The organism is Jatrophihabitans sp. YIM 134969 (assembly GCF_054456675.1).
The window spans coordinates 16,228-37,497 of sequence record NZ_JBTJEQ010000017.1 but is presented as its reverse complement, the minus strand read 5'-3'; the positions used below and the strand labels follow the sequence as shown (position 1 = coordinate 37,497).

The following is a 21,270-nucleotide window of genomic DNA, read 5'->3' as shown; positions in this document are numbered from 1 at the left end:
CTCACAGGTCAGGCCCGACTCACCGGTTCACCGGGTCAGGAACGCGACCGGGTACGTGGCCAGCAACTCGGCCAGCGGCACGGCATCGCGCCAGGTGCGACCGGTCAGCCGGTCGGTCCACTCGCCGCTCGGCAGGACGACCCGGCTGTCGCCGAGCCCACCGGCGGCCGACAGCGCCAACGGGTGCAGGGTCGCGACCGTGATCGCCCCGCCGCGGTCGAACGCGACGACGTGGTCGGCGGCGGGGCCGTCCGCGAGCAACGGGGTGTACGCCGTGAACCAGTCCGGGTGCTCCCGCCGGGTGCGCAGGACCCGCGACACCAGCCAGAGCTTGACGTCGCCGTCCGGCCCGATCGGCGGGGGCGTGCCCTGCCGGTCGAGGAGGTCGAGCCGACGCCGCAGCTCGGCGTGGTCGACCGGGCGGCGGTTGTCGGGGTCGACGAGGTCGTCGCGCCAGCTCTCCGTGCCCTGGTAGACGTCCGGCACGCCGGGCATCGTCAGTTGCACGATCTTCTGGGCGAGCGCGTTGACCCAGCCCGGCAGGTCGAGCCGCTGCGCCAACCGGTCGATCAGGCCGCGGACCTCGGCATCGTCGAAGCGGGCGTCGACCGCGGCGTGGACCGCGGCCTCGAACGCCTCGTCCTGGTCGATCCAGCCGGTGCCGACCGCCGCCTCCCGCATCGCCTTCTCGGCGTAGGCGTGCAGCCGCTCACGGTCGGCCTGCGGAGCACCGAGGATCGTCTGCCACAGCAGCGACGCCAGCGTTGCATCCGGCAACGGTGCCTTCTCCTGCAGGGTGGTGAGGGTCTGCTCCCACTCCTGCGGGATCTCGGCCAGGACGGCGATGCGGGCGCGGACGTCCTCGCCCCGCTTGGTGTCGTGGGTCGACAGCGTGGTCATCGACTGCGCCGCCCCCCACCACCGCTCGGTCTGGGCCGCGTGGAACTCGGCGACGGTGCGACCGAGCACGGCGGGGTCGCCGCCGACCTCGTTGGCACTGACCAGTCGCGCGTACCGGTAGTACGCGGTGTCCTCGACGCCCTTGGCCATGACCGCGCCGGTGACCTGCTGGAACCGACGCGCGATCTCCTGCTCCGGGTCCGAGAGCAACGGCACGAGCGCGTGGACCGTGTCCATCAGGTCCGGCGCGCGCGACCCGACGGTGTCCACCGCCTCCTGCAGGTGCTCGAGCCCGTTCGGCGCGTACGAGCGGTACACCGGGAAGGCCACGACCAGCTCGGTCAGGGCCGCCACGACGGCGTCGTGTCCGGCCAGGCCGTCCGGCACCAGCGACGCGAGCCGCAGGACCTCCGCCTGCAGGATGCTCGTGGCGATCTGGCGTTTCCCAGCCTCGACGTGGTCGGCGAAGGAACGGTCGTCGCCCGTGACGGACCGGTAGACCCGGTCGACCGCCTCGGTCGCGGCGGGGTCGACGAGCAACTGTCCGACCTCGGTGAGCGCGTCGTAGCCGGTGGTGCCGGCCACCGGCCACTCCGCCGGGAGCGTCTCGCCGGGCTCGAGGATCTTCTCGACCGTGATCCACGCGTCCGGCGCGGCATCCCGCAACCACCGCAGGTACCCCGCCGGGTCGGTGAGGCCGTCCGGGTGGTCGATGCGGATGCCCTGTGCGAGGCCATCACGGACCCATCGCAGGATCTCGACGTGCGTGGCGTCGAAGACCTCGCGGTCCTCGACCCGCAGACCGGCGAGTTCGGTGACCGCGAAGAACCGGCGGTAGTTCTGCTCCGTGTCGGCGCGGCGGAACCCGACGAGCTCGTAGTGCTGCCGGGTGTGGACCTCGCGGGCGTCGTAGCCCGGACGGGCCGTGCCGTCGGCGACCGGGTAGACGTGCTCGTAGTAGGCCAACCGGTCCGGCGGCTCGCCCTGGAGGGTCAGGTCCTCACCCAGGTCGGCGTCGTCGCCCAGCACCGGGATCTTGATCTTCGGCTGCCGCCAGTCGACGTCGAACCACGCGCCGTGCTCGGACTCCCGCCCACCGCGCAGCAGGTCCCACCACGCGGCGTTCTGCGTGGGATCGGCGACGCCCATGTGGTTCGGGACGATGTCGATCACCACCGGCAGGCCACGCGCGTGGGACGCCTCCACCACGGCGTCGAGACCCTCGGCGCCACCGCGTTCCGGGTCGACGCGGGTGTGGTCGACGACGTCGTAGCCGTGCCCGGAACCCGAGGTGGCGTGCAGGATCGGCGACAGGTACACCCCGCCCACCCCGAGCGCGTCGAGGTAGTCGACGAGACCGGCCGCGCGCTGCAGGGTGTCCTCGGCCGTGATCTGCAGCCGGTAGGTGGAGGTAGGTGGGCCGGCCGGCACCTCGGGGCCCGAGGTCCCGGTCACGACGACGCGAGCCGCTGCAGCAGCACGATGGCCCGCGGGCCGACCGTGACGGTGCCACCGGCGTCGATCTCCGGCCCGACGTCGAGCTGCGCCGGGTCGGCGGTGTCGAGCACGACCTGCCAGGTCGTCCCGAACTCCTTCGGCGGCAGCGTGAACTCGATCGGCTCGAAGTGCGCCGAGAAGGCCATGAAGAAGGTGTCGTCGACGACGCGCTGGCCGCGGGTGTCGTGGTCGGGGATGCCGTTGCCGTTGAGGAACACGGCGACGGCCTTGCCGAACCCGCTGTCCCAGTCGTCCTCGGTCATCTCACTGCCGTCGGGTCGCAGCCAGCCGACGTCCGGTGCTGCACCGGTCTTCTGGCCGCGTCGGCGCACCGGGCGGCCGTCGAAGAACCGGCGACGACGGAAGATCGGGTGGTCGTGGCGCAGCTTCGCCACCCGGCCGGTGAACTCGATGAGGTCCGGCTCGGCCAGTGACCAGTCGATCCAGGAGATCTCGTTGTCCTGGCAGTACCCGTTGTTGTTGCCGCCCTGCGAACGGCCCAGTTCGTCGCCGTGACAGAGCATCGGTACGCCCTGGCTCAGGAACAGGGTCGCGATGAAGTTGCGGCGCTGCTGGGCGCGGAGCGCGTTGATCTGCTCGTCGTCGGTCGGGCCCTCGACGCCGCAGTTCCACGAACGGTTGTGGCTCTCGCCGTCGTTGTTGTCCTCGCCGTTCGCCTCGTTGTGCTTCTCGTTGTAGGAGACGAGGTCGAGCAGGGTGAAGCCGTCGTGCGCCGTGACGAAGTTGATCGACGCCACGGGACGACGGGCGGAGTGCTCGTAGAGATCGGCGGATCCGGTGAACCGTTCGGCGAACTCCCCGAGCGTGGCGGGCTCGCCACGCCAGAAGTCGCGGACCGTGTCGCGGTACTTGCCGTTCCACTCCGTCCACTGCGGGGGGAAGTTGCCGACCTGGTAGCCGCCCGGGCCGACGTCCCACGGCTCGGCGATGAGCTTGACCTGGCTCACGGTCGGGTCCTGCTGCACGAGTTCGAAGAAGCTCGACAGCCGGTCCACGTCGTAGAACTCGCGCGCCAGCGTCGAGGCGAGGTCGAAGCGGAAGCCGTCGACGTGCATCTCGGTCACCCAGTAGCGCAGCGAGTCCATGATCAGCTGCAACGAGTGGGGGTTGCGCACGTTGAGGCTGTTGCCCGTCCCCGTGTAGTCCATGTAGTAACGCTGGTCGTCCTCGACCAGGCGGTAGTACGCCTGGTTGTCGATGCCGCGCATCGACAGCGTCGGGCCCATGTGGTTGCCCTCGGCCGTGTGGTTGTAGACGACGTCGAGGATGACCTCGATGCCCGCCTCGTGCAGGGCGCGGACCATGGCCTTGAACTCCTGCACCTGGCCGCCGGGCGTGTTCGACGACGTGTACTTGGAGTCCGGCGCGAAGAAGCCGATCGTGTTGTAGCCCCAGTAGTTGCTCAACCCCTTGTCCTGCAGGGTGGAGTCGTTCGCGAAGTGGTGCACCGGCATCAGTTCGATGGCCGTGACACCGATCTTCTGCAGGTGCTCGATCACCGCCGGGTGGGCGACACCGGCGTAGGTGCCGCGCAGCTCCTCGGGCAGGTCCGGGTGGGTCTCGGTCAGGCCCTTGACGTGCGCCTCGTAGATCACGCTCTCGGCGTACTGCCGCTTCGGAGGGCGGTCCACACCCCAGTCGAAGAACGGGTTGATGACGACCGACTTGGGCATGTGCTCGGCGGAGTCGTCGTCGTTGCGGGAGTCGGGGTCGCCGAAGTCGTAGGAGAACAGCGACTGGTCCCACTCGAAGGTGCCGTCGATCGCCTTGGCGTAGGGGTCGAGCAGCAACTTGTTGGGGTTGCAGCGGTGGCCGTTCTCCGGGTCGTACGGGCCGTGCACCCGGTAGCCGTACCGCTGGCCGGGCTCGATGCCGGGGATGAAGGCGTGCCACACCAGACCGTCGACCTCGGGCAGCGCGACCACCGTCTCGGTGCCGTCCTCGTCGAACAGGCACAGCTCGACCCGGTCGGCCACCTCGCTGTAGAGGGCGAAGTTGGTGCCGGAGCCGTCGTACGTGGCTCCCAACGGGTAGGCCGTTCCTGGCCAGATCTGCATGGGTGCTCCACTCGAATTCTGTGCGTTTGCAGGCGTGCTCACGTCGACCCTCTCAGCGTTCCACAGGTGGGACGGGCGCGTGTCTCGGCCCTTCGGGGGGCCTGTGTCCGGGCCCCGCTCCTCGTCGGCGGGTCGCGCGGACCCACCCAGGAGCCGGTGCAGCGGCCCCAGCGGGACGTACCCACCTCCCGCGGTTCGTCACGGGTAGGGTCGTGTGGCACACGTCCACACGACAGGGGAGCGCCTCGGCGCTGAGAGTGCGGTTCGCCCGCAGACCCTCGAACCTGATCCGGGTCATGCCGGCGCAGGGAGTCACGAGAGGCACCACCATGACCGGCTCGTCCGCAGTCCCGTCCGTCTCCACCCGCCCCGCCACCCGCTGGCGCACCGTCGACATCGTCGTCGCCTCGGCGATCGCCGCCGTGTTCGGCGTCGTGTTCTTCGCCTGGAACAACCTCTGGTCCGTCCTCGACGTCGCCGTCCCCGCCAAGGCCGTCATCTACGGCGTGTGGGTCATGGCCGGGGTCGTCGGCGCCCTCGTCGTCCGCCGTCCGGGTGCGGCGCTGTACACCGAGTTCCTCGCCGGCCTGTTCTCCGCGCTGGTCGCGGTGTCGTGGTCGGGGGCGTCGATCATCGTCTACGGCCTGATCCAGGGCCTGGCCGCGGAGTTGGTGTTCGCCGCGTTCCGCTGGAAGCGGTGGAACGTCCCCGTCGCGCTGGCCGCCGGTGCCGTCGCGGGCTTCGCCGCGTCGATGCTCGACCTCTACGTCTACCGCTTCTACCCCGGCTTCTCGGCCGGGTGGCAGCTCGGGTACGTCGCGGTCCTCGTCGCGTCCGGCGCGGTGATCGCCGGGTTGCTCTCCTGGCTGCTGGTCCGCGCTCTGGCCGCCACCGGGGTGCTCGACGCGTTCGCCTCGGGTCGGCAGCGACAGCGCGTCTGACGTGGCGTCGCCCAGCCCGGGAGAAGGCCCGGGCCGGGGGTCCGGTCGAGGCGTCGCGGTCCGGGCCCGCGGGTGGGGCTTCCGCCACGCCGGCCGCCTCGCCCCGGCCCTCACCGACCTCGACCTCGACGTCGCCGCGGGCGAACGGGTCCTGCTGCTCGGCGCCTCGGGCTCCGGCAAGTCCACGTTGGTGCGCGGGATGGCGGGCTTGCTCGCCGCCTCCGAGGGCGGCGAGGCGTCCGGGTCGCTGACCCTCGACGGCGTCGACGCGACGTCCGCCCGCGCCCGCGCCGGGCTGGTGCTGCAGGACCCGGAGTCGGGGATCGTCATGGGCCGGGTCGGCGACGACGTCGCGTTCGGCCCGGAGAACCACGCCGTCCCACCCGGCCGGATCTGGGCCCGGGTCGACGCCGCGCTCGGGGCGGTCGGCTTCCCCTACGGGCGCGAGCGGCCCACCGCTGCGCTGTCGGGCGGGGAGAAGCAGCGGCTGGCCCTCGCCGGGGTCGTCGCCCTGCGGCCCGGTCTGCTGCTGCTCGACGAACCGACGGCCAACCTCGACCCGCCCGCCGCGGCCCAGGTGGTGGCGGCGGTGTCCGACGTCGCGACGGCCCAGGGCCTGACCCTCGTCGTGATCGAGCACCGGGTCGAGGCGTGGGCGGACCTCGTCGACCGGGTGGTGGTGCTGGCCGCCGGCGGCGGGATCCTCGCCGACGGCCCCCCGGCCACGGTCTTCCGCACCGCCGTCGAGGTGTTGCGCGCCGCCGGGGTGTGGGTGCCCGGAGCTGTCGTCTCCCCGCGGCGGGCGAGCGGGCCGGCCGGCGAGCCGATCGTCGACCTGACCGACGTCGGGTCGACCTACCGCGGGGCCGCGGCGCCGGCCCTGCACCCGACCTCGCTGACCCTGCGGGCGGGGGAGGCGGTGGCCGTCTCGGGCCCGAGCGGATCCGGCAAGTCCACGCTCGCCCGCCTCGCCGCCGGCCTCGCCCGCCCCACCACCGGGACCGCCGTGCGCGCCGCGGACTCCCGACCCCTGGCGAAACTCCGCGCCCGCGAGCTCGCCGCCACGGTCGGCACCGTCTTCCAGCAGCCCGAGCACCAGTTCGTCACCGGCTCGGTGCGCGACGAACTGCTCGTCGCGCCCCGTCGGCTCGGCTGGTCCGAGGCCCGTGCGGGCTCCCGCGCCGACGAGCTGCTGGAGGTCCTGCGCCTGGCGCGGCTCGGCCCGGCCAACCCGTTCACGCTGTCCGGCGGGGAGCAACGCCGGCTGTCGGTGGCCACGGCACTGTCGGTCGCCCCGCCGCTGCTCGTCCTCGACGAACCGACGTTCGGACAGGACGCCGCGACCTGGGCCGCGTTGCTGGAGCTGCTCGCCGGTGTCCGGGACGACGGCACCGGCCTGCTGGTCGTCAGCCACGACGTCGCGCTGGTGCAGGCGCTGGCCGACCGGGCGCTCACGATGACGGCCGGCCGGGTGTCCACGGCGGTGAGCGCGTGACGTCCTGGGTGAGCGTCCCGTTCGCCGTCGCGATCGCGCCCACCCGCGCGGCCCGGCTCAACCCGGTGTCCAAGCTGGTCGCGCTGGTCGTGCCGTCGCTGCCCGTGTTGATCACCGGTGACGTGCCCACCGCCGTCGTCCTGCTGGTCGGCGAGGTGATCGCGCTGATGGCCCTGGGCATCGGGCCGCGGACGGTGCTGCGGTACGGCTGGCCGTTCGTGCTCGGGCTCGTCGGGGTCACCGCTGCCAACTGGGTCGCGTCGGGGTCGCTGGACGCCGTCCCGGGCGTCGCCGCCCGGCTGCTCGCCATCGCGCTGCCGGGGCTGCTGCTCGTGCTCTCGACCGAACCGGTCGACCTCGCCGACGCCCTGGTGCAGAAGCTGCACGCCCCCGCACGGTTCGCCTACGGCGCCCTCGCCGCGTTCCGGTTGCTGCCGCTGCTGGGTGAGGAGTGGATGTCGTTGCGCCGCGCCCGCCGGGCCAGGGGCATCGACGCCGGGCGCAACCCGGTCGCGGCCGTCCGCATCCAGGCCGGGTTGCTGTTCGCCGTCCTGGTCGCCGCCATCCGCCGGGCCACGCGGCTGGCGCTGGCGATGGACGCCCGCGGCTTTGGCGCGCGCCCCGACCGCACCTTCGCCCGCACGTCCCGGTTCACCGCGCTCGACACGGTGTTCGTCGGGGGCACGGTGCTGCTGACCGCGGTCGCCGTCGTGGTCGGCCTCTACGCCTGAGCCCTCCCGGGCAGGGTGGCGAGCGCCTGCGATCGCGCGGTCACCAGGTCGTCGTAGGTGCCGTCGCGTTCGGCCCAGCGGTGCATCCGCACGGCGTCGACGAGCACCTCGTGCGGCGTGGGGTCGGCCGCGAGCAGCCGTAGGGCCTCGCTGACGAACTCGTCGAGCGGCAGGGCGCGCGGGTTGGCGGCGGCCACCTCCGGGGTGGTGGCCACCGCCGGCGGCACGAGTTCGGCGACCTCGACCCCGGTGCCGGCCAGCTGGGCGCGCAACGCCTCGCTGTACGCGTGCACCCCGGCCTTCGTCGCCGCGTACGTCGCGAGCAGGGGGAACGGCAGGAAGGCGATGCCCGACGTCACGGTCACGACGGTCCCGCGCCCGCGGGCCAGCAGGTGGGGTGTGAAGGCGTCGATCAGCCGGATGGTGCCGAGCAGGTTGACCTCGACGGTGGTCTGCGCGTCGGCGGCGTGGGCGGGGTCGCGCAGGTCCTCCGGCAGCATCACGCCCGACATCGCCACGAGGGTGTCGAGGTCGGGGTGCGCGGCGAGGACGGCGTCACGCGCGGCGACGACGCCGGCGGGGTCGGTCACGTCCACCACGACGCTGTCGGGGTCGTCCACGGCGCGACGGCCCCCGACCACCACGGTGCTGCCGGCGGCGCGCCACTGACGGGCGAGTTCGCGGCCGATGCCGGAGGTGCCGCCGGCGAGGAAGACGGTGCGGTTGCTGATGTCCATGCCGCCCACCGTCGGCCGTCGTCGTGGTGCCCGGGGAGACCTCGTCGTTGCCGGGTCCTCGCAGGACCCCCCTCCGCGTGCCGTGCCTGCTTAGGCTCGGCGCGTGGCCGACGAGCGTGACAACCCGCTGGGCGCCTACCTCCGCGCCCGGCGCGGGCTGGTCACGCCGGAGCGCGCCGGGCTGCCGGGCGGCTCGACGCGGCGCGTGCCGGGGCTGCGACGCGAGGAGGTCGCGATGCTCGCGGGCATCAGCGCCGACTACTACCTGCGTCTGGAGCGGGGCCGTGACCGGCACCCGTCCGCCCAGGTGCTGACGTCACTGGCGCGGGTGCTCGAGCTCGACGACGCCGAGCGGGAACACCTGCTCCGGCTGGGGACTCCCGCACCACGGCGCCGTCGCGCGGTTCGTCCCGAGCGGGTACCGCCGCGGCTGCAGGGCCTGCTGGCGTCGGTGCAGGTGCCGGCGTTCGTCGAGGGCCGCACGTTCGACGTGCTCGCCGCCAACGACCTCGCCGTGGCGCTCTCACCGCGGCTGCGCCCGGGCCAGAACCGGTTGCGCTCGTTGCTGCTCGATCCGGAGGAGCGGGCGTTCCACCGGGACTGGGAGCGCGCGACGGCCGGGTTCGTCGCGGCGTTGCGGGCCACCGTCGGTGACGACGTCGACGACCCGAAGCTGGTCGAGCTGGTCGGCGAACTCGCCGTCGCCAGCGAAGCGTTCCGGACGCTCTGGGCGCGCCACGACGTCCGGCCGCTGGTCGGCGGGACGGCGTCCGTGGTGCACCCGGAGGTGGGGGAGCTCGAGCTGTTCCGCGAGAAGCTGCCGGTCGACGACCTCCTGCTCGTCCTCTACCACGCCGAACCCGGCAGTCCGAGTGCGGAGAAGCTCGCGATGCTCGCCTCGGCCGTTCAGCGCGCGGAGGACCCGGCTGCGCGGATCTCCTCGTCGAGGTAGTGCTGGAGGCGACGGCCCTCGGGGCCGTGCCGGTCCCGGACCCAGTGCTCGACGACGGTCGCCTGCTGCTCGATCGTGTACGCGCGCCAGGGCGCGGTGGCCGCGCCGATGCCGTAGACGTCCCGGCCCAGGCTGTGCCGGATCTGCGTGACGACGGCCCGCGCCAGCCAGGGCAGCCGGTGCGGGGCGTGGTGGATCTGCCACACGTGGGTGAGTTCGTGCGCGAACAGCGCCGGGTTGGTCCGGACCGGGTCGACGGCGTCCGGCCCGAGGAACACGGTGATCCGCCGCGGGCCGGGGAAGGTGAACGGTCGCCGCTGCAGGCCCAGCGCCGGGCTGAGGCGGATCCGGTCGCGCGGCGGCAGGGTCGGGCCGAACACGTCGAGCGCCCAGGCGTACTCGCCCTCGCGGAGCACCCGGCGGCGGGTGAAGTCGGTCAGCGCGGTCCAGCGGGGCACGGGGTCAGTGTCGTCGCCCCGTGCTTCCCGATCGGGCCGTGTGCGCCGGGGGCGAGATCGGAGTCGCGAGCATCGTGGGGAGCGCCAGCGACCGACGAGCGCAGCCTGAGTGCGCGCGACCCCGGAGCGAACACGGGAGCCGTTGTCAGGGGTCGCTCCTACCCTGGAGTCATGCGCGTCGAGTCCGACATCGTCCCCAGCACGGGGACCTTCCACGTCGTCTCCGAGTTCGAGCCCTCGGGTGACCAGCCGGCCGCTCTCGACGCGTTGGAGAAGCGGGTCCGCGACGGCCAGAAGGACACGGTGCTGCTCGGCGCCACCGGCACCGGCAAGTCGGCGACCACGGCCTGGCTGGTGGAGCGGCTGCAGCGCCCCACGCTGGTCATGGCTCCGAACAAGACCCTGGCCGCCCAGCTGGCCAACGAGCTGCGCGAGATGTTCCCGGAGAACGCGGTCGAGTACTTCGTCTCGTACTACGACTACTACCAGCCCGAGGCGTACATCCCGCAGACCGACACCTACATCGAGAAGGACTCCTCGATCAACGAGGAGGTCGAGCGGCTGCGCCACTCGGCGACCCAGTCGCTGCTGACCCGGCGCGACGTCATCGTGGTGTCGACGGTGTCGTGCATCTACGGCCTGGGCACCCCGCAGGAGTACGTCGACCGGTCGGTGCGGCTGCGCCTCAACCAGGAGATCGGCCGCGAGGACATCCTGCGCCACCTCGTCGACGTCCAGTACTCCCGCAACGATCTCTCCTTCACCCGCGGCACGTTCCGGGTCCGTGGCGACACGCTCGAGATCTTCCCGGTGTACGAGGAGCTCGCGATCCGCGTCGAGATGTTCGGCGACGAGATCGAGCGCCTCTACTACCTGCACCCGCTCACCGGCGAGGTCGTGAAGGAGGTCGAGGAGGTCTTCATCTTCCCGGCCTCGCACTACGTCGCCGGTCCGGAGCGGATGGAACGCGCACTGCGCGGCATCGAGCTCGAACTGGCCGACCGCCTCAACGAGCTCGAGAAGCAGAACAAGCTGCTCGAGGCCCAGCGGCTGCGGATGCGCACCCAGTACGACCTGGAGATGATGCGTCAGGTCGGGTTCTGCTCCGGCATCGAGAACTACTCACGCCACATCGACGGCCGGGCGCCGGGCACCGCCGGGAACTGCCTGCTCGACTACTTCCCCGAGGACTTCCTGCTCGTCATCGACGAGTCCCACGTGACCGTGCCGCAGATCGGCGGCATGTACGAGGGCGACATGTCCCGCAAGCGGATGCTCGTCGACCACGGCTTCCGGCTGCCGAGCGCCACCGACAACCGGCCGTTGAAGTTCGAGGAGTTCCTCGACCGCGTCGGCCAGACCGTCTACCTCTCGGCCACCCCGGGTCCGTGGGAGCTGCGCCGGACCGCCGGCGAGTTCGTCGAGCAGGTCATCCGCCCCACCGGCCTCATCGACCCGGAGATCGTGGTCAAGCCGACGAAGGGCCAGATCGACGACCTGGTCGGCGAGATCCGCGAGCGGGCCGACCGCAACGAGCGCGTGCTGGTCACGACGCTGACCAAGAAGATGTCCGAGGACCTCACCGACTACCTGCTCGACCAGGGAATCCGGGTGCGGTACCTGCACTCCGAGGTCGACACCCTGCGCCGCATCGAGCTGTTGTCGGAGCTGCGGCAGGGCGAGTTCGACGTCCTGGTCGGCATCAACCTGCTCCGCGAGGGCCTCGACCTGCCCGAGGTGTCGCTGGTGGCGATCCTCGACGCCGACAAGGAGGGCTTCCTCCGGTCGGGCACGTCGTTGATCCAGACCATCGGCCGCGCGGCCCGCAACGTGTCGGGCCAGGTGCACATGTACGCGGACAAGATCACGCCGTCGATGGAGCTGGCCATCGACGAGACGAACCGTCGCCGCGACAAGCAGATCGCCTACAACAAGGAGCGGGGTGTCGACCCCCAGCCCCTGCGCAAGCGCATCGCCGACATCACCGACCGGCTCACCCGCGAGGCCGCCGACACCGAAGCGTTGCTCAATGCACCGGTCGGCGGTTCGGGCCGTTCGCAGTCGCGAGGCAAGTCGCCGGTGCCGGGCAAGGCGGGTCGCGGGACGGCCGGCGCGGTGTCGCCGGGTGTCGTGGGCATCGGCAAGAACGCGCAGGGCGGCCTCGACACCTCCGAGATGCCCCGCGCGCAGCTGGCCGATCTCATCCAGCAGCTCAACGACCAGATGCTCGCTGCGGCGCGCGAGTTGCAGTTCGAGGTCGCCGCGCGCATCCGTGACGAGGTCAACGAGCTCAAGAAGGAACTGCGCGGCATGGACGCCGCCGGGGTGAGCTGAGCTGTCGACCGCGCTGAGGTTCGCCGTCCTCGGCGACTCGATCGCCTACGGCCAGGGCGCGTCCCGGCCGGCGGACACGCCGGGCGAGCGGTTGGTCGAGTCGCTCGCCCAGGCCGACATCGCAGCCGAGCTGCGGGTCTTCGCGGTGCCCGGGGCGAGGAGTGACGCGCTCGCCGGGCAGGTCCGGAGCGCGGTGGCCTGGGGCGCAGAGATCGCGCTGATCGTCATCGGTGCCAACGACCTGATCCGGTTCGTGCCGCCGGCGGTCGCGGCCGGTCAGTTGCGGGAGGCGCTCACCGCGCTGCGGGCCGCCGACGTCCAGGTGGTGCTCGCGCCCGCGCCCGACCTCTCGGCCGTGCCGTGGGTGCCCGCGCAGTTCCGCACGCTCGTGCAGACCGGCAGCGGGGTGTTGCGCGCGGCCCAGACCGAGGTTGCGCTCGAGGTCGGTGCGTTGGTGGCCAACGTCCACACCCACACCGCGCCGCGCTTCGGTGCGGAGCCGCGGCTGTTCTCCGCCGACCGCTTCCACCCGTCCAGTGCGGGGTACGCGGTCATCGCCGACGCCCTGGCCCCGGCGGTCCACGCCGCGGCCGCGCGCGCCGGCCGCTGACCGCGCGGACCGGGACGAGCTCCCCGCTGGCAACGCGGTGGGGTCTCCGGCGGTTCCGCCACCGCCCAGGTCGCCACCGCGGCGACCGGGTCCGGAGACACGAACTCCCGGGTGCCCTGGTGGGCGCCCGGGAGTGGGTGTCAGTACGAGGGGGAGAGCGTCAGACGACGCGGACGCCCTCGGCCTGCGGGCCCTTCTGGCCCTGGGTGGTCTCGAACTCGACGCGCTGGTCCTCGTCGAGGCTCTTGTAGCCGTCGGACTGGATCGCGGAGTAGTGGACGAACACGTCCGGGCCGCCGCCGTCGGGGGAGATGAAGCCGAAGCCCTTCTCCGCGTTGAACCACTTCACTGTGCCTTGCGCCATGATGTACTGCCTCTCGAGTGTGCTGGGCGATCCCAGCGCCGTCGCGACGTGCGACGGATCTCAGTCACCTTGCCGGGCCACGACATCGTCCCGGGAAGTTCCGAGCGAGCTGGCTAACCGCCTGTCGACGACGGGGTCCTCTCGGCGAGAGGGACCGACGTCTCCAGCAACCACGTCAAGCGTACCAACCACAGCCGCTCCCGTCGCCCACCCCGGCCCGACACCTCGGCCGCGGCGCGGTGCGGCCCACCGACAGGTCCGTAACATCGGACGGTCAGGACCAGATCCCCACGAGGCGAGGCCCCCCATGCTGCAGGACGCGCCGGCGCGCACGAGCACGGACGACACCGTGATCTCCGAGGCGCGGCGTCGACGCACGTTCGCCGTCATCAGCCACCCCGACGCCGGCAAGTCGACGCTCACCGAGGCGCTCGTGCTGCACGCCAGCGCGATCAGCTCGGCGGGTGCGGTGCACGGCAAGGGCGGGCGCCGGGGCGTGACGTCGGACTTCCTCGCGATGGAACAGGCCCGCGGCATCTCCATCACCTCCGCGGTCATGCAGTTCTCGTTCCGCGATGCCGTGATCAACCTGCTCGACACCCCGGGCCACGCCGACTTCTCCGAGGACACCTACCGGGTGCTGACCGCCGTCGACTCCGCGATCATGCTGCTCGACGCCGCCAAGGGACTCGAACCGCAGACCCTGCGCCTGTTCGACGTCTGCCGGGCGCGGGGCGTCCCGGTCATCACCTTCGTCAACAAGTGGGACCGCCCCGGTCGCGAGCCCTACGAACTGCTCGACGAGATCGAGCAGCGCATCGGGCTCAAGCCCATGCCGCTGACCTGGCCGGTGGGCGAGGCCGGCGACTTCCGCGGTGTCGTCGACGTCGACGAGGGCCGCTACCACCGCTACACCCGGGCCGAGGGCGGCGCGGCCGCGGCCACCGACGAGGTGTTGACGCTGGCCGAGGCCGCCGAGGCCGAACCGGACACCTGGCCGCAGGCCGCGGACGAACTCGAACTGCTCGACGCCATCGGGGCCGGCTTCGACGACGCCGCGTACCGCTCGGGCAAGGCCACCCCGGTGCTGTTCGGGGCCGCGTTGACCAACTTCGGGGTCGGACGGCTGCTCGACGCCGTGGTCGACCTCGCACCGGCGCCCGCCCCGCGGTCGGCGGGCATCGACGAGTCGCCGCGCCCGCTCGACGCGCCGTTCGCCGCGCAGGTGTTCAAGGTCCAGGCCGGCACCAACAAGGCCCACCGCGACCGGACGGCGTACATCCGCATCTGGTCGGGTCGGTTCGAACGTGGCGAGCCCGTCGTGCACGCCGGCACCGGCAAGCCGATGGTCACGAAGTACGCGCACACCAGCTTCGGGCAGGACCGGCACACGGCCGACCTCGCGTTCCCGGGCGACGTCGTCGGGTTGGTGAACGCCAACGGTCTGCGGGTCGGCGACACCCTGTACGCCGCCGACCCCGTCACCTACCCGCCGCTGACGTTGTTCGCGCCCGAGCACTTCGCGGTCATCGAGGCCACGGACCGCAGCCGCAGCAAGCAGTTCCGTCGCGGCATCGTGCAACTGGCGGAGGAGGGCGCGATCCAACTGTTGCACTCCGAACGCCGGGGCGAGCACGCCCCGGTCCTCGGCGCGGTGGGTCAGATGCAGTTCGAGGTCGTCACCGCCCGCCTCGAGGGCGAGTACGGCGCCGCCACCCGGCTGACCCACCTGCCGTACACCGTGGTCCGCGAGATCGCCGCGGAGGACGCGCCGTTGTTCTCCTCGCGCTCGGACAGCGAAGCCCTGGTCAACGTCGTCGACGGCCGTCACCTCGCGGTGTTCGTCGCCTCGTGGGACCTGCGGGCGTTCGCGAACCTCAACCCCGACGTCGTCCTCACCCCGTTGGTCGCGTCCGGGGAGGCCTGAGCCGGATGGGCGTCCTCGCGCTCGTGATCCTGGTGGCGTTCACGGTCGTGGGGCTCGGGATCATCGGGTACGCCCTGCTCGAGCGTCGCTGGGTGGGGGAGTTCGCCGGCCGCGCCCTCACGGTGCCCGCCACCGTCGAACGGCTGAAGGCCACGTCCTCGGCCCGGTCCTCGCGGCCCGGCCCGGTGGTCCTGCGGTACCGCGCCGTGGTGACGTTCCGGCGGACCGGCGGCGCGGTGCAGCGGGCGACGACCCGGTGGCCGACGACGACCCGGCCTGCGGTCGGCAGCACGATCCCCGTGCGGTACGACCCGGTCCGCCCGAAGCGGGTCGTCCCCGCCGCGGGGGAAGGCAGCGCACCGCCGTCGACAGCTCTGGTGGTGACGGTTGGGGTGGTCGCGATCGTGTTCGGCTGGGTGGTGTCGAGCGTCCTGCGCGCGATCGCCTGATCCTCGGCTCGCGTGGTGGGCACGCTGTCGGTGACACACGGTCGTCGAGCCGGCGGCGGACCGCGAGCCGGAAGGCCCCGCCCATGCCGTCAACCCCGTCCCGTCCGTCCGCTCCGTCCGACCACGTCACCGTCACCCACATCGGGACCGCGACGATGTTGTTGCGGTTCGGGTCGTTCACGGTGCTCACCGACCCGAACTTCCTGCACCGCGGTCAACGGGCGTACCTCGGCTACGGACTCACCAGCCGCCGTCTCACCGAGCCGACGATGCAACCGGCCGACCTCCCGCCGCTCGACCTGGTCGTGCTCTCCCACCTGCACGGAGACCACTGGGACCGGGTGGCCCGTCACGGCCTCGACCACGAGCTCCCGATCTGGACCACCGCTGAAGCGGAGAAACGCCTGCACGAGCAGGGTTTCCGCAACGCCGCCCGGGTCGAGGAGTGGGACAGCCGCACCCTGCGTCACGGTCCGGAGTCGTTGACCGTCACGGCCACGCCGGGCGCTCACGCCCGCGGGCTGGTGCGCCACCTGCTGCCGCCGGTGATGGGGTCGGTGCTGCAGTACCGCGCCACCCCCGACGCCCCGCCGGCGGTCACGCTCTACATCACCGGCGACACGCTGCTCATCGACGCGTTGCGCGAGGTCCCGCGTCGGTTCCCCGATCTCGACGTCGCGGTCCTGCACCTCGGCGGGACCACGTTGCCCGGCGGCCTGCTGGTCACCATGGACGCGAGGCAGGGTGCGGACCTGGTGGAACGGCTCCCGGCCACGACGACCTCGGTGCCCATCCACAACGACGACTACACGGTGTTCAAGAGCCCGCGCTCGGCGTTCGTCGAGGAGGTGACCCGCCGCGGTCTCGCCGACCGGGTGACGCTGCTCGAACCCGGTGTCGCGACGCCGCTGCCCGGTGCGTGACGGCTCAGACCGCCGCGCGGACCGGTTCGGCGCCCTCGAGCCGGACCGCGGTGAGGGCGGCGGCCACCGCGCCCAGCGCCTCGGCGCGCGGGCCGAGCCGGCCGGGGCGGACGGTGGGGACCAGGTCGGTGGCCGGTGACGTGGTGCGGGCGAGGCCCTCGCGGACTCCGGTCAGCAGGGCGGCCCCGGTCTGTGCGAGCGTGCCGCCCACCACCACCGCGCCCGGGTTGAGCAGGGTGCACACACCGGCGAGCGCCACGCCGACGGCCCGGCCGGCGTCGTGGACCAGCCGCACGACGGCCGGGTCGCCCGCGGCCGCGAGGCGGAGCAGGTCGGCGAACGAGGACGACGCGCCGTACACCGGGGCGAGGGCGGTGGTCAGGGCGCGGGAGCCGACCACGGTCTCCAGGCACCCGCGCCCGCCGCAACGACACACCGCGCCGTCGGGGTCGACCGTCACGTGGCCGAGTTCGCCCGCAGCGCCGGTCTCGCCCTGGTAGAGCCGACCGCCGAGGACGAGGCCGGCGCCGACACCCTCGGAGACCATGGCGTAGACGAGGTTGTCGGTGCCGTCACCGGTGCCGTGTCGCCACTCGGCGAGGGCTCCGAGCGTCGCGTCGTTGCCGACGTACACCGGGAGTCCGGTCCGGTGGCCGAGCCGGGCCGCGATGTCGATCTCGCCCCAGTCGGCGAGTACCGGTGTCGTGGGCAGCGGCGTGCCGAGCAGGGCCGGAGCGGCCACGGCGACCCCCACCCCGAGGACGGCCCGGTGGGACAGCCCCAGCTCGGCCACCAGGTCCAGACCGGTGTCGGCGACGTACTCCAGGGTGTCGGCCGGGCGGTGGTCGACGTCGATCTCCTCGGTGCGTTCGGCCAGCACGGCCCCGTCGAGCGCCGCGACCAGCACGCGGACGTCGCCGTGGGCGAGGTGGATGCCGACCACGGCGCCCAGGTCGGGGTTCAGGGTCAACTCGGTGGTCGGACGCCCACCCGCCCGGCCGGAGGGGCGTACCCCGGGGCGGGTCACGAGCACGCCGTCGTCGAGCAGGCGCGCCACCACCCCGGAGACCGTGGCGTTCGACAGCCCGGTCGCGTCGACCAGGTCCCGCCGGGTGACCGGGCGGCCGGCGCGGACGACGTCGAGGACCGCGCGCCGGTGGCGGTGCAGGGGTCGGCTCACGGAGCTGACCGTAGCCGCGGTTCGGACTGGACCTGAACGAACCGACGGAAGTCCGAACGTCCGAGGTCGTTGACCTGACAAAACTGGCGCTCCTACGGTGAGGGCTTCCCGGATCGGACATCCACGGCATTTGCCGCGTCTCGGTCCGGGTCCCCATCCCTCGACACATGGAGGTGTCGGCATGCGTACGCCCCTCAGGATCACCACCGTGGCCACCGCCGCGGTCGCCGCGGCCGCTCTCGTCGGCCCGCTCGCGCCCAGCGCCGCCGCGGCTACCCCCACCGGCGCCGCGGCCACCGGCGTCTACACCGACCTGTTCGCCCAGGCGGGCTACAGCAACCAGGCCGTCAACGCCAAGCTCGACGCCGCGGTCCAGCAGCTGTTCCACGGCGCGCCGGGCACCGCGCCGGACTACTTCGACGGTCAGACGATCCTCTACCACCCGAGCCCGGGCATGGCCTACGTGACCGACGTGGCCAACCACGACGTCCGCACCGAGGGCATCGGGTACGCGATGATGATCGCGCTGCAGGTCGGCGACAAGTCCGACTTCAACGGCCTCTGGAACTTCGCCAAGACGTACATGCAGATCAAGACCGGACCGGAGCAGAACTTCTTCGCCTGGCACGTGAAGACCGACGGCAGTGCGCTCGACCAGGGCGTCGCTCCCGACGGTGACCAGTGGATCGCCGCGGCGCTCGCGTTCGCCTCGGCGCGCTGGGGCAACGGGACCGGCAAGCTGGACTACAAGGCGCAGTCCCGGGCGATCCTGCACGCGATGTGGCACCAGTCCGACACCGGCGGCGTCGACATGTTCGACCGCACCACCTACCTGCCGACGTTCTCGCCGCCGTGGGCCGTCGCCTACAGCGACCCGTCGTACGCGCTGCCGGCGTTCTACCGGACCTTCGCCGCGATCGACCCGACCGATGCCGACCTGTGGAACCACGCGGTCGTCGCGGGCGAGCAGCTGCTGCAGAACGCCCACAACGTCGCCACCGGTCTGACCCCGGACTACGCGAACTTCGACGGCTCCCCGCACTTCAACCCGGGGGAGACGCCGAGCGACGACAGCTACACCCACAACTTCCAGGAAGACGCCTGGCGCGCCATCGCGAACACCAACCTCGACGCCGACTGGTACGGCGTGAAGAGCTGGCAGAGGCAGTACTCGAACCAGCTGGAGTCGTTCTTCGTCAAGCGAGGTGTCAGCAGCTACGTCAGCCGGTACCACCTCGACGGCACGCCGCTCGCCACCGGACAGAACACCTACGAGCCGGCGCACGCCCAGGGCCTGGTGGCGATGAACTCCACCTCGGCCATGACGTCGACGAACGCCCACCGCATGGACTTCGTCCGCGACTTCTGGAACACCGCCGTGCCGTCGGGCCGCGCCCGGTACTACGACGGGATGCTCTACCTGCTCGGCATGCTCTACGACAGCGGCAAGTTCAAGGTCTGGACGGCGCCCGCCGCCTCCTGATCCCGCAGGTCCCGGCACCGCAGGCGTGACGTCGTCCGCCTACGGTGCCGACCTGTCTCTTCCGCGGGAGAAGGCCGGTGTTCGAGCGACCAGGGTGGTACGTCCGGATCTGGGGCGGGCTCGGAACGCCGGCGACCGGCGTCGCGCAACCGTCGCGCACGGGGGAGGTGGTCGCACGCGAGCGGGTGTGACAGCGTCGCGGCTCCCGTTCCCCTCACCTCGGAAGAGGTCTGATGCGTCGCATCCTCGTCCCCCTGACCGTCCTCGCCCTCCCCGCCGCGGTGCTGGTCGCCGCCGGCTCGGCCAGCGCAGCAGGCGCTGACACGCTGACCTCGGGCGCCAGCCTGAGCAACAACCAGCAGATCAGCGCCGCGAACCACTACCGGCTCACGATGGGCAGCGACGGCAACGCCGTGGTCCGCAACCCCTCCGGCGCGGCCGTCTGGGTCTCGGGCACCCAGGGTCACCCTGGCGCCAAGCTCACCATGCAGACCGACGGCAACCTGGTCATCCGCGCCACGAACGGCGTGGCGATCTGGGTCAACAACCGGCGCGCGTCCACTCCGCACCTGACCATCCAGAGCGACGGGAACCTCGTCGAGCGCAGTGGTTCCGGCGTCGCGGTCTGGGCGACCGGCGTGCCGAAGCCGAAGCCGCCGGCACAGCCCGGGCCCTCGGGCGCCACGTTGCCCAGCAACGGGCGGATGACCAGCAACCAGGCGCTCCGGACCACCAACGGCTACACGTTCACCGTGCAGTCCGACGGCAACCTGGTGCTGCGCGCCGGGACACGCGCCTACCGGACCTTCGGCGGCCCCGGTCACCCGAACCCGAGCCTCGTGCTGCAGACCGACGGCAACCTCGTGGCCCGCACCGCGGCGGGTGCCGCGTACTGGGTCACGAACACCGCCGGCCGCGGCGCGGTGCGCCTCGTGCTCGGCAACGACGGCAACCTGGTGCTCTACACGGCGTCCGGTGTCGCGGTGTGGCAGTCCGGCAAGGACGCCGGCGCGACACCTCCGCCTCCGCCTGGCGTCCAGTACGGGATCATCCCCGGCGCGTATTGCACGCCGCCGAACGCGGTTGGGTACAGCAAAGCAGGCAACCGGTACGTCTGCTCGTACTACAGCACCGATGGGCGCTATCACTGGAAGCGCGCCTGACCTCCAGGCTTGAACAGTTGCTTCGTGCAACGGTGGCGCCGCCGGGTCGTGAACACGACCCGGCGGCGTTGCCGTCTGTCAGGAGGAGACCGACCGTCGGATCAGCTCGAGGGCGGTCGCGGTGCCGATCTGCACCGGGCTCGGCGACGAGGCCGGGAGCTCGGACGGCGGCGCGGAGGCCGGCGTGGTGTCCTCGGTGAGGTCGGTGGTGGTGACGGGTGACACGGCTGACCTCCGTGGGTGCGAGGGATGTCTGCAGCGGTCGTCGTCGACCGTCGCTCCTGGTGGTCATGCCCGACCCTGAACGCGTTCAACCCCGATGCGTCCGGCCCTGATCAGAGCGGAACGGCCTGCACCACGACGTTGTCCCGGTACTCGTCGTCCGACCGGTCGAACGGGCCGCCGCACGAGACGACGACGAGTCGGGGCGGGCCGTCCGTGGCGAACAACGACACGGGCAGCGGCTCGCCCTTGCCGTGGTACTCGAGACTCGTGACCTGGTAGGTCACCTCGGAACCGTTGTTGCCTGCAACGGTGATGCGGTCGCCGGCACGCGCGTGCACCAGCCGGTACAACGAGCCCGGACCGCTGGGCCCGTCGACGTGGCCGACGATGACGGTCGTGCCGCGGGTGGAGTGCGCGAGTGACCCGGCGCTCCACCACCCGACCCGGGACGTGTCATCGGGCGGGTTCAGCACGCCACCCGTCGTCAACACCGGATCCACCGCGGCGTGGACGTGGAACGCCGTGAAGGTCACCGACGTGGGAACGAAGGGCGCGACCGGAAGGGATGTCACCGGCGGGGTGGGAGACGACGGCGCCGACACCGTTGTCGACGCCATCGCCGGCTCGGACGGCCCACCCGCGGGGGACTGGGCCGGCGGGGTGGCGGCGAAGGACGGCGGCAGTCGCCGCGACGTCACGAGCAGCCCCGTGCCGACGGCCAGAGCGACCACGCCCGCGAGCACGACACACCACCACCCCCGGCCGACGCGACGGCGCCGTCCGGGGGCGGTGGTGGGGTCAGGGGTGGGGTCGGTGGTCACGC

Annotated in this window: 19 protein-coding genes and 1 riboswitch; of the genes, 11 read left to right on the top strand and 8 right to left on the bottom strand. The window is 72.2% G+C overall.

What is annotated here, in order from left to right; translation table 11 throughout:
- Nucleotides 1–27: 27 nt before the first annotated feature.
- Together treY and glgX are read right to left on the bottom strand one after the other, a co-directional pair.
- Nucleotides 28–2,355, bottom strand: a complete 2,328-nt coding sequence (gene treY / locus ACXR2U_RS10970) for a malto-oligosyltrehalose synthase (protein ID WP_458825054.1) — start codon at nucleotides 2,353–2,355, stop codon at nucleotides 28–30.
- Nucleotides 2,352–4,475, bottom strand: a complete 2,124-nt coding sequence (gene glgX, locus ACXR2U_RS10965; protein WP_458825053.1) for a glycogen debranching protein GlgX — start codon at nucleotides 4,473–4,475, stop codon at nucleotides 2,352–2,354. Before glgX ends, treY begins: the two co-directional genes overlap by 4 nt.
- Nucleotides 4,476–4,699: 224 nt before the next feature.
- Nucleotides 4,700–4,803: riboswitch (TPP riboswitch) on the top strand.
- A gap of 1 nt (nucleotide 4,804) precedes the next feature.
- Here glgX and ACXR2U_RS10960 point away from each other — a divergent pair.
- From ACXR2U_RS10960 to ACXR2U_RS10950, 3 genes are read left to right on the top strand one after another with little or no spacing between them, the layout of a single operon-like run.
- Nucleotides 4,805–5,416, top strand: coding sequence for an ECF transporter S component (locus ACXR2U_RS10960; RefSeq protein WP_458825052.1), 612 nt, complete (start codon nucleotides 4,805–4,807; stop codon nucleotides 5,414–5,416).
- Nucleotide 5,417: 1 nt separating this feature from the next.
- Nucleotides 5,418–6,911 carry an ABC transporter ATP-binding protein gene (locus tag ACXR2U_RS10955; protein ID WP_458825051.1) on the top strand — a complete coding sequence of 498 codons (1,494 nt, stop codon included), beginning with the start codon at nucleotides 5,418–5,420 and terminating at the stop codon, nucleotides 6,909–6,911.
- Nucleotides 6,908–7,642, top strand: coding sequence for an energy-coupling factor transporter transmembrane component T family protein (locus tag ACXR2U_RS10950; RefSeq protein ID WP_458825050.1), 735 nt, complete (start codon nucleotides 6,908–6,910; stop codon nucleotides 7,640–7,642). Before ACXR2U_RS10955 ends, ACXR2U_RS10950 begins: the two co-directional genes overlap by 4 nt.
- On the opposite strand, the gene ACXR2U_RS10945 is transcribed toward ACXR2U_RS10950, so the two are convergent.
- Nucleotides 7,633–8,379 carry an SDR family oxidoreductase gene (locus ACXR2U_RS10945; protein WP_458825049.1) on the bottom strand — a complete coding sequence of 249 codons (747 nt, stop codon included), beginning with the start codon at nucleotides 8,377–8,379 and terminating at the stop codon, nucleotides 7,633–7,635. The two genes, ACXR2U_RS10950 and ACXR2U_RS10945, sit on opposite strands and share 10 nt — an antisense overlap.
- A 103-nt stretch (nucleotides 8,380–8,482) precedes the next feature.
- Here ACXR2U_RS10945 and ACXR2U_RS10940 point away from each other — a divergent pair, with 103 nt between their 5' ends.
- Nucleotides 8,483–9,331, top strand: coding sequence for a helix-turn-helix transcriptional regulator (locus ACXR2U_RS10940; protein WP_458825048.1), 849 nt, complete (start codon nucleotides 8,483–8,485; stop codon nucleotides 9,329–9,331).
- Here the strand turns inward: ACXR2U_RS10940 and ACXR2U_RS10935 are convergent.
- The gene (locus ACXR2U_RS10935) at nucleotides 9,286–9,789 is read right to left on the bottom strand and encodes a hypothetical protein (protein ID WP_458825047.1); all 504 of its coding nucleotides are present in this window, start codon (nucleotides 9,787–9,789) and stop codon (nucleotides 9,286–9,288) included. The two genes, ACXR2U_RS10940 and ACXR2U_RS10935, sit on opposite strands and share 46 nt — an antisense overlap.
- Before the next feature lie 171 nt (nucleotides 9,790–9,960).
- Between ACXR2U_RS10935 and uvrB the strand changes: the two genes are divergently transcribed.
- On the top strand, nucleotides 9,961–12,123 hold the full coding sequence (uvrB, locus tag ACXR2U_RS10930) for an excinuclease ABC subunit UvrB (protein ID WP_458825046.1): 2,163 nt from the start codon (nucleotides 9,961–9,963) through the stop codon (nucleotides 12,121–12,123).
- Between the two features lies 1 nt (nucleotide 12,124).
- Complete coding sequence (locus ACXR2U_RS10925) at nucleotides 12,125–12,733, top strand: GDSL-type esterase/lipase family protein (protein ID WP_458825111.1); 609 nt, start codon at nucleotides 12,125–12,127, stop codon at nucleotides 12,731–12,733.
- A gap of 160 nt (nucleotides 12,734–12,893) precedes the next feature.
- Here ACXR2U_RS10925 and ACXR2U_RS10920 read toward each other — a convergent pair whose 3' ends face one another.
- Nucleotides 12,894–13,097: a cold-shock protein gene (locus ACXR2U_RS10920; RefSeq protein WP_458825045.1), complete on the bottom strand. Its 204-nt coding sequence runs from the start codon at nucleotides 13,095–13,097 to the stop codon at nucleotides 12,894–12,896.
- A gap of 307 nt (nucleotides 13,098–13,404) precedes the next feature.
- Between ACXR2U_RS10920 and ACXR2U_RS10915 the strand changes: the two genes are divergently transcribed.
- The 3 genes from ACXR2U_RS10915 to ACXR2U_RS10905 all read left to right on the top strand — a co-directional run bounded on the left by ACXR2U_RS10915 (nucleotide 13,405) and on the right by ACXR2U_RS10905 (nucleotide 16,396).
- Nucleotides 13,405–15,024 (top strand): peptide chain release factor 3, encoded by a 1,620-nt coding sequence (locus ACXR2U_RS10915; RefSeq protein ID WP_458825044.1) that lies wholly within the window; start codon nucleotides 13,405–13,407, stop codon nucleotides 15,022–15,024.
- 5 nt (nucleotides 15,025–15,029) lie between these two features.
- Nucleotides 15,030–15,473 (top strand): DUF3592 domain-containing protein, encoded by a 444-nt coding sequence (locus ACXR2U_RS10910; RefSeq protein WP_458825043.1) that lies wholly within the window; start codon nucleotides 15,030–15,032, stop codon nucleotides 15,471–15,473.
- Between the two features lie 83 nt (nucleotides 15,474–15,556).
- Nucleotides 15,557–16,396 carry an MBL fold metallo-hydrolase gene (locus ACXR2U_RS10905; RefSeq protein WP_458825042.1) on the top strand — a complete coding sequence of 280 codons (840 nt, stop codon included), beginning with the start codon at nucleotides 15,557–15,559 and terminating at the stop codon, nucleotides 16,394–16,396.
- Nucleotides 16,397–16,400: 4 nt separating this feature from the next.
- Here the strand turns inward: ACXR2U_RS10905 and ACXR2U_RS10900 are convergent, their stop codons facing one another.
- Entirely contained in the window at nucleotides 16,401–17,576 is a 1,176-nt protein-coding gene (locus tag ACXR2U_RS10900; protein WP_458825041.1) for an ROK family transcriptional regulator, read from the bottom strand.
- Between the two features lie 208 nt (nucleotides 17,577–17,784).
- Here ACXR2U_RS10900 and ACXR2U_RS10895 point away from each other — a divergent pair, with 208 nt between their 5' ends.
- Together ACXR2U_RS10895 and ACXR2U_RS10890 are read left to right on the top strand one after the other, a co-directional pair.
- On the top strand, nucleotides 17,785–19,059 hold the full coding sequence (locus tag ACXR2U_RS10895) for a glycosyl hydrolase family 8 (RefSeq protein ID WP_458825040.1): 1,275 nt from the start codon (nucleotides 17,785–17,787) through the stop codon (nucleotides 19,057–19,059).
- Nucleotides 19,060–19,292: 233 nt separating this feature from the next.
- The gene (locus ACXR2U_RS10890) at nucleotides 19,293–20,222 is read left to right on the top strand and encodes a hypothetical protein (protein WP_458825039.1); all 930 of its coding nucleotides are present in this window, start codon (nucleotides 19,293–19,295) and stop codon (nucleotides 20,220–20,222) included.
- Nucleotides 20,223–20,300: 78 nt separating this feature from the next.
- Here ACXR2U_RS10890 and ACXR2U_RS10885 read toward each other — a convergent pair whose 3' ends face one another.
- Together ACXR2U_RS10885 and ACXR2U_RS10880 are read right to left on the bottom strand one after the other, a co-directional pair.
- Complete coding sequence (locus ACXR2U_RS10885; RefSeq protein WP_458825038.1) at nucleotides 20,301–20,447, bottom strand: hypothetical protein; 147 nt, start codon at nucleotides 20,445–20,447, stop codon at nucleotides 20,301–20,303.
- A gap of 110 nt (nucleotides 20,448–20,557) precedes the next feature.
- The gene (locus ACXR2U_RS10880; protein ID WP_458825037.1) at nucleotides 20,558–21,268 is read right to left on the bottom strand and encodes a class F sortase; all 711 of its coding nucleotides are present in this window, start codon (nucleotides 21,266–21,268) and stop codon (nucleotides 20,558–20,560) included.
- Between the last annotated feature and the right edge of the window lie 2 nt (nucleotides 21,269–21,270).

Excerpts from the sequence above, each read along its gene's own strand:
- glgX (WP_458825053.1), bottom strand. The coding sequence starts at position 4,475 with ATGCAGATCTGGCCAGGAACGGCCTACCCGTTGGGAGCCACGTACGAC.
- ACXR2U_RS10960 (WP_458825052.1), top strand. The coding sequence starts at position 4,805 with ATGACCGGCTCGTCCGCAGTCCCGTCCGTCTCCACCCGCCCCGCCACC.
- ACXR2U_RS10945 (WP_458825049.1), bottom strand. The coding sequence starts at position 8,379 with ATGGACATCAGCAACCGCACCGTCTTCCTCGCCGGCGGCACCTCCGGC.
- uvrB (WP_458825046.1), top strand. The coding sequence starts at position 9,961 with ATGCGCGTCGAGTCCGACATCGTCCCCAGCACGGGGACCTTCCACGTC.
- ACXR2U_RS10920 (WP_458825045.1), bottom strand. The coding sequence starts at position 13,097 with ATGGCGCAAGGCACAGTGAAGTGGTTCAACGCGGAGAAGGGCTTCGGC.
- ACXR2U_RS10915 (WP_458825044.1), top strand. The coding sequence starts at position 13,405 with ATGCTGCAGGACGCGCCGGCGCGCACGAGCACGGACGACACCGTGATC.
- ACXR2U_RS10910 (WP_458825043.1), top strand. The coding sequence starts at position 15,030 with ATGGGCGTCCTCGCGCTCGTGATCCTGGTGGCGTTCACGGTCGTGGGG.
- ACXR2U_RS10905 (WP_458825042.1), top strand. The coding sequence starts at position 15,557 with ATGCCGTCAACCCCGTCCCGTCCGTCCGCTCCGTCCGACCACGTCACC.
- ACXR2U_RS10890 (WP_458825039.1), top strand. The coding sequence starts at position 19,293 with ATGCGTCGCATCCTCGTCCCCCTGACCGTCCTCGCCCTCCCCGCCGCG.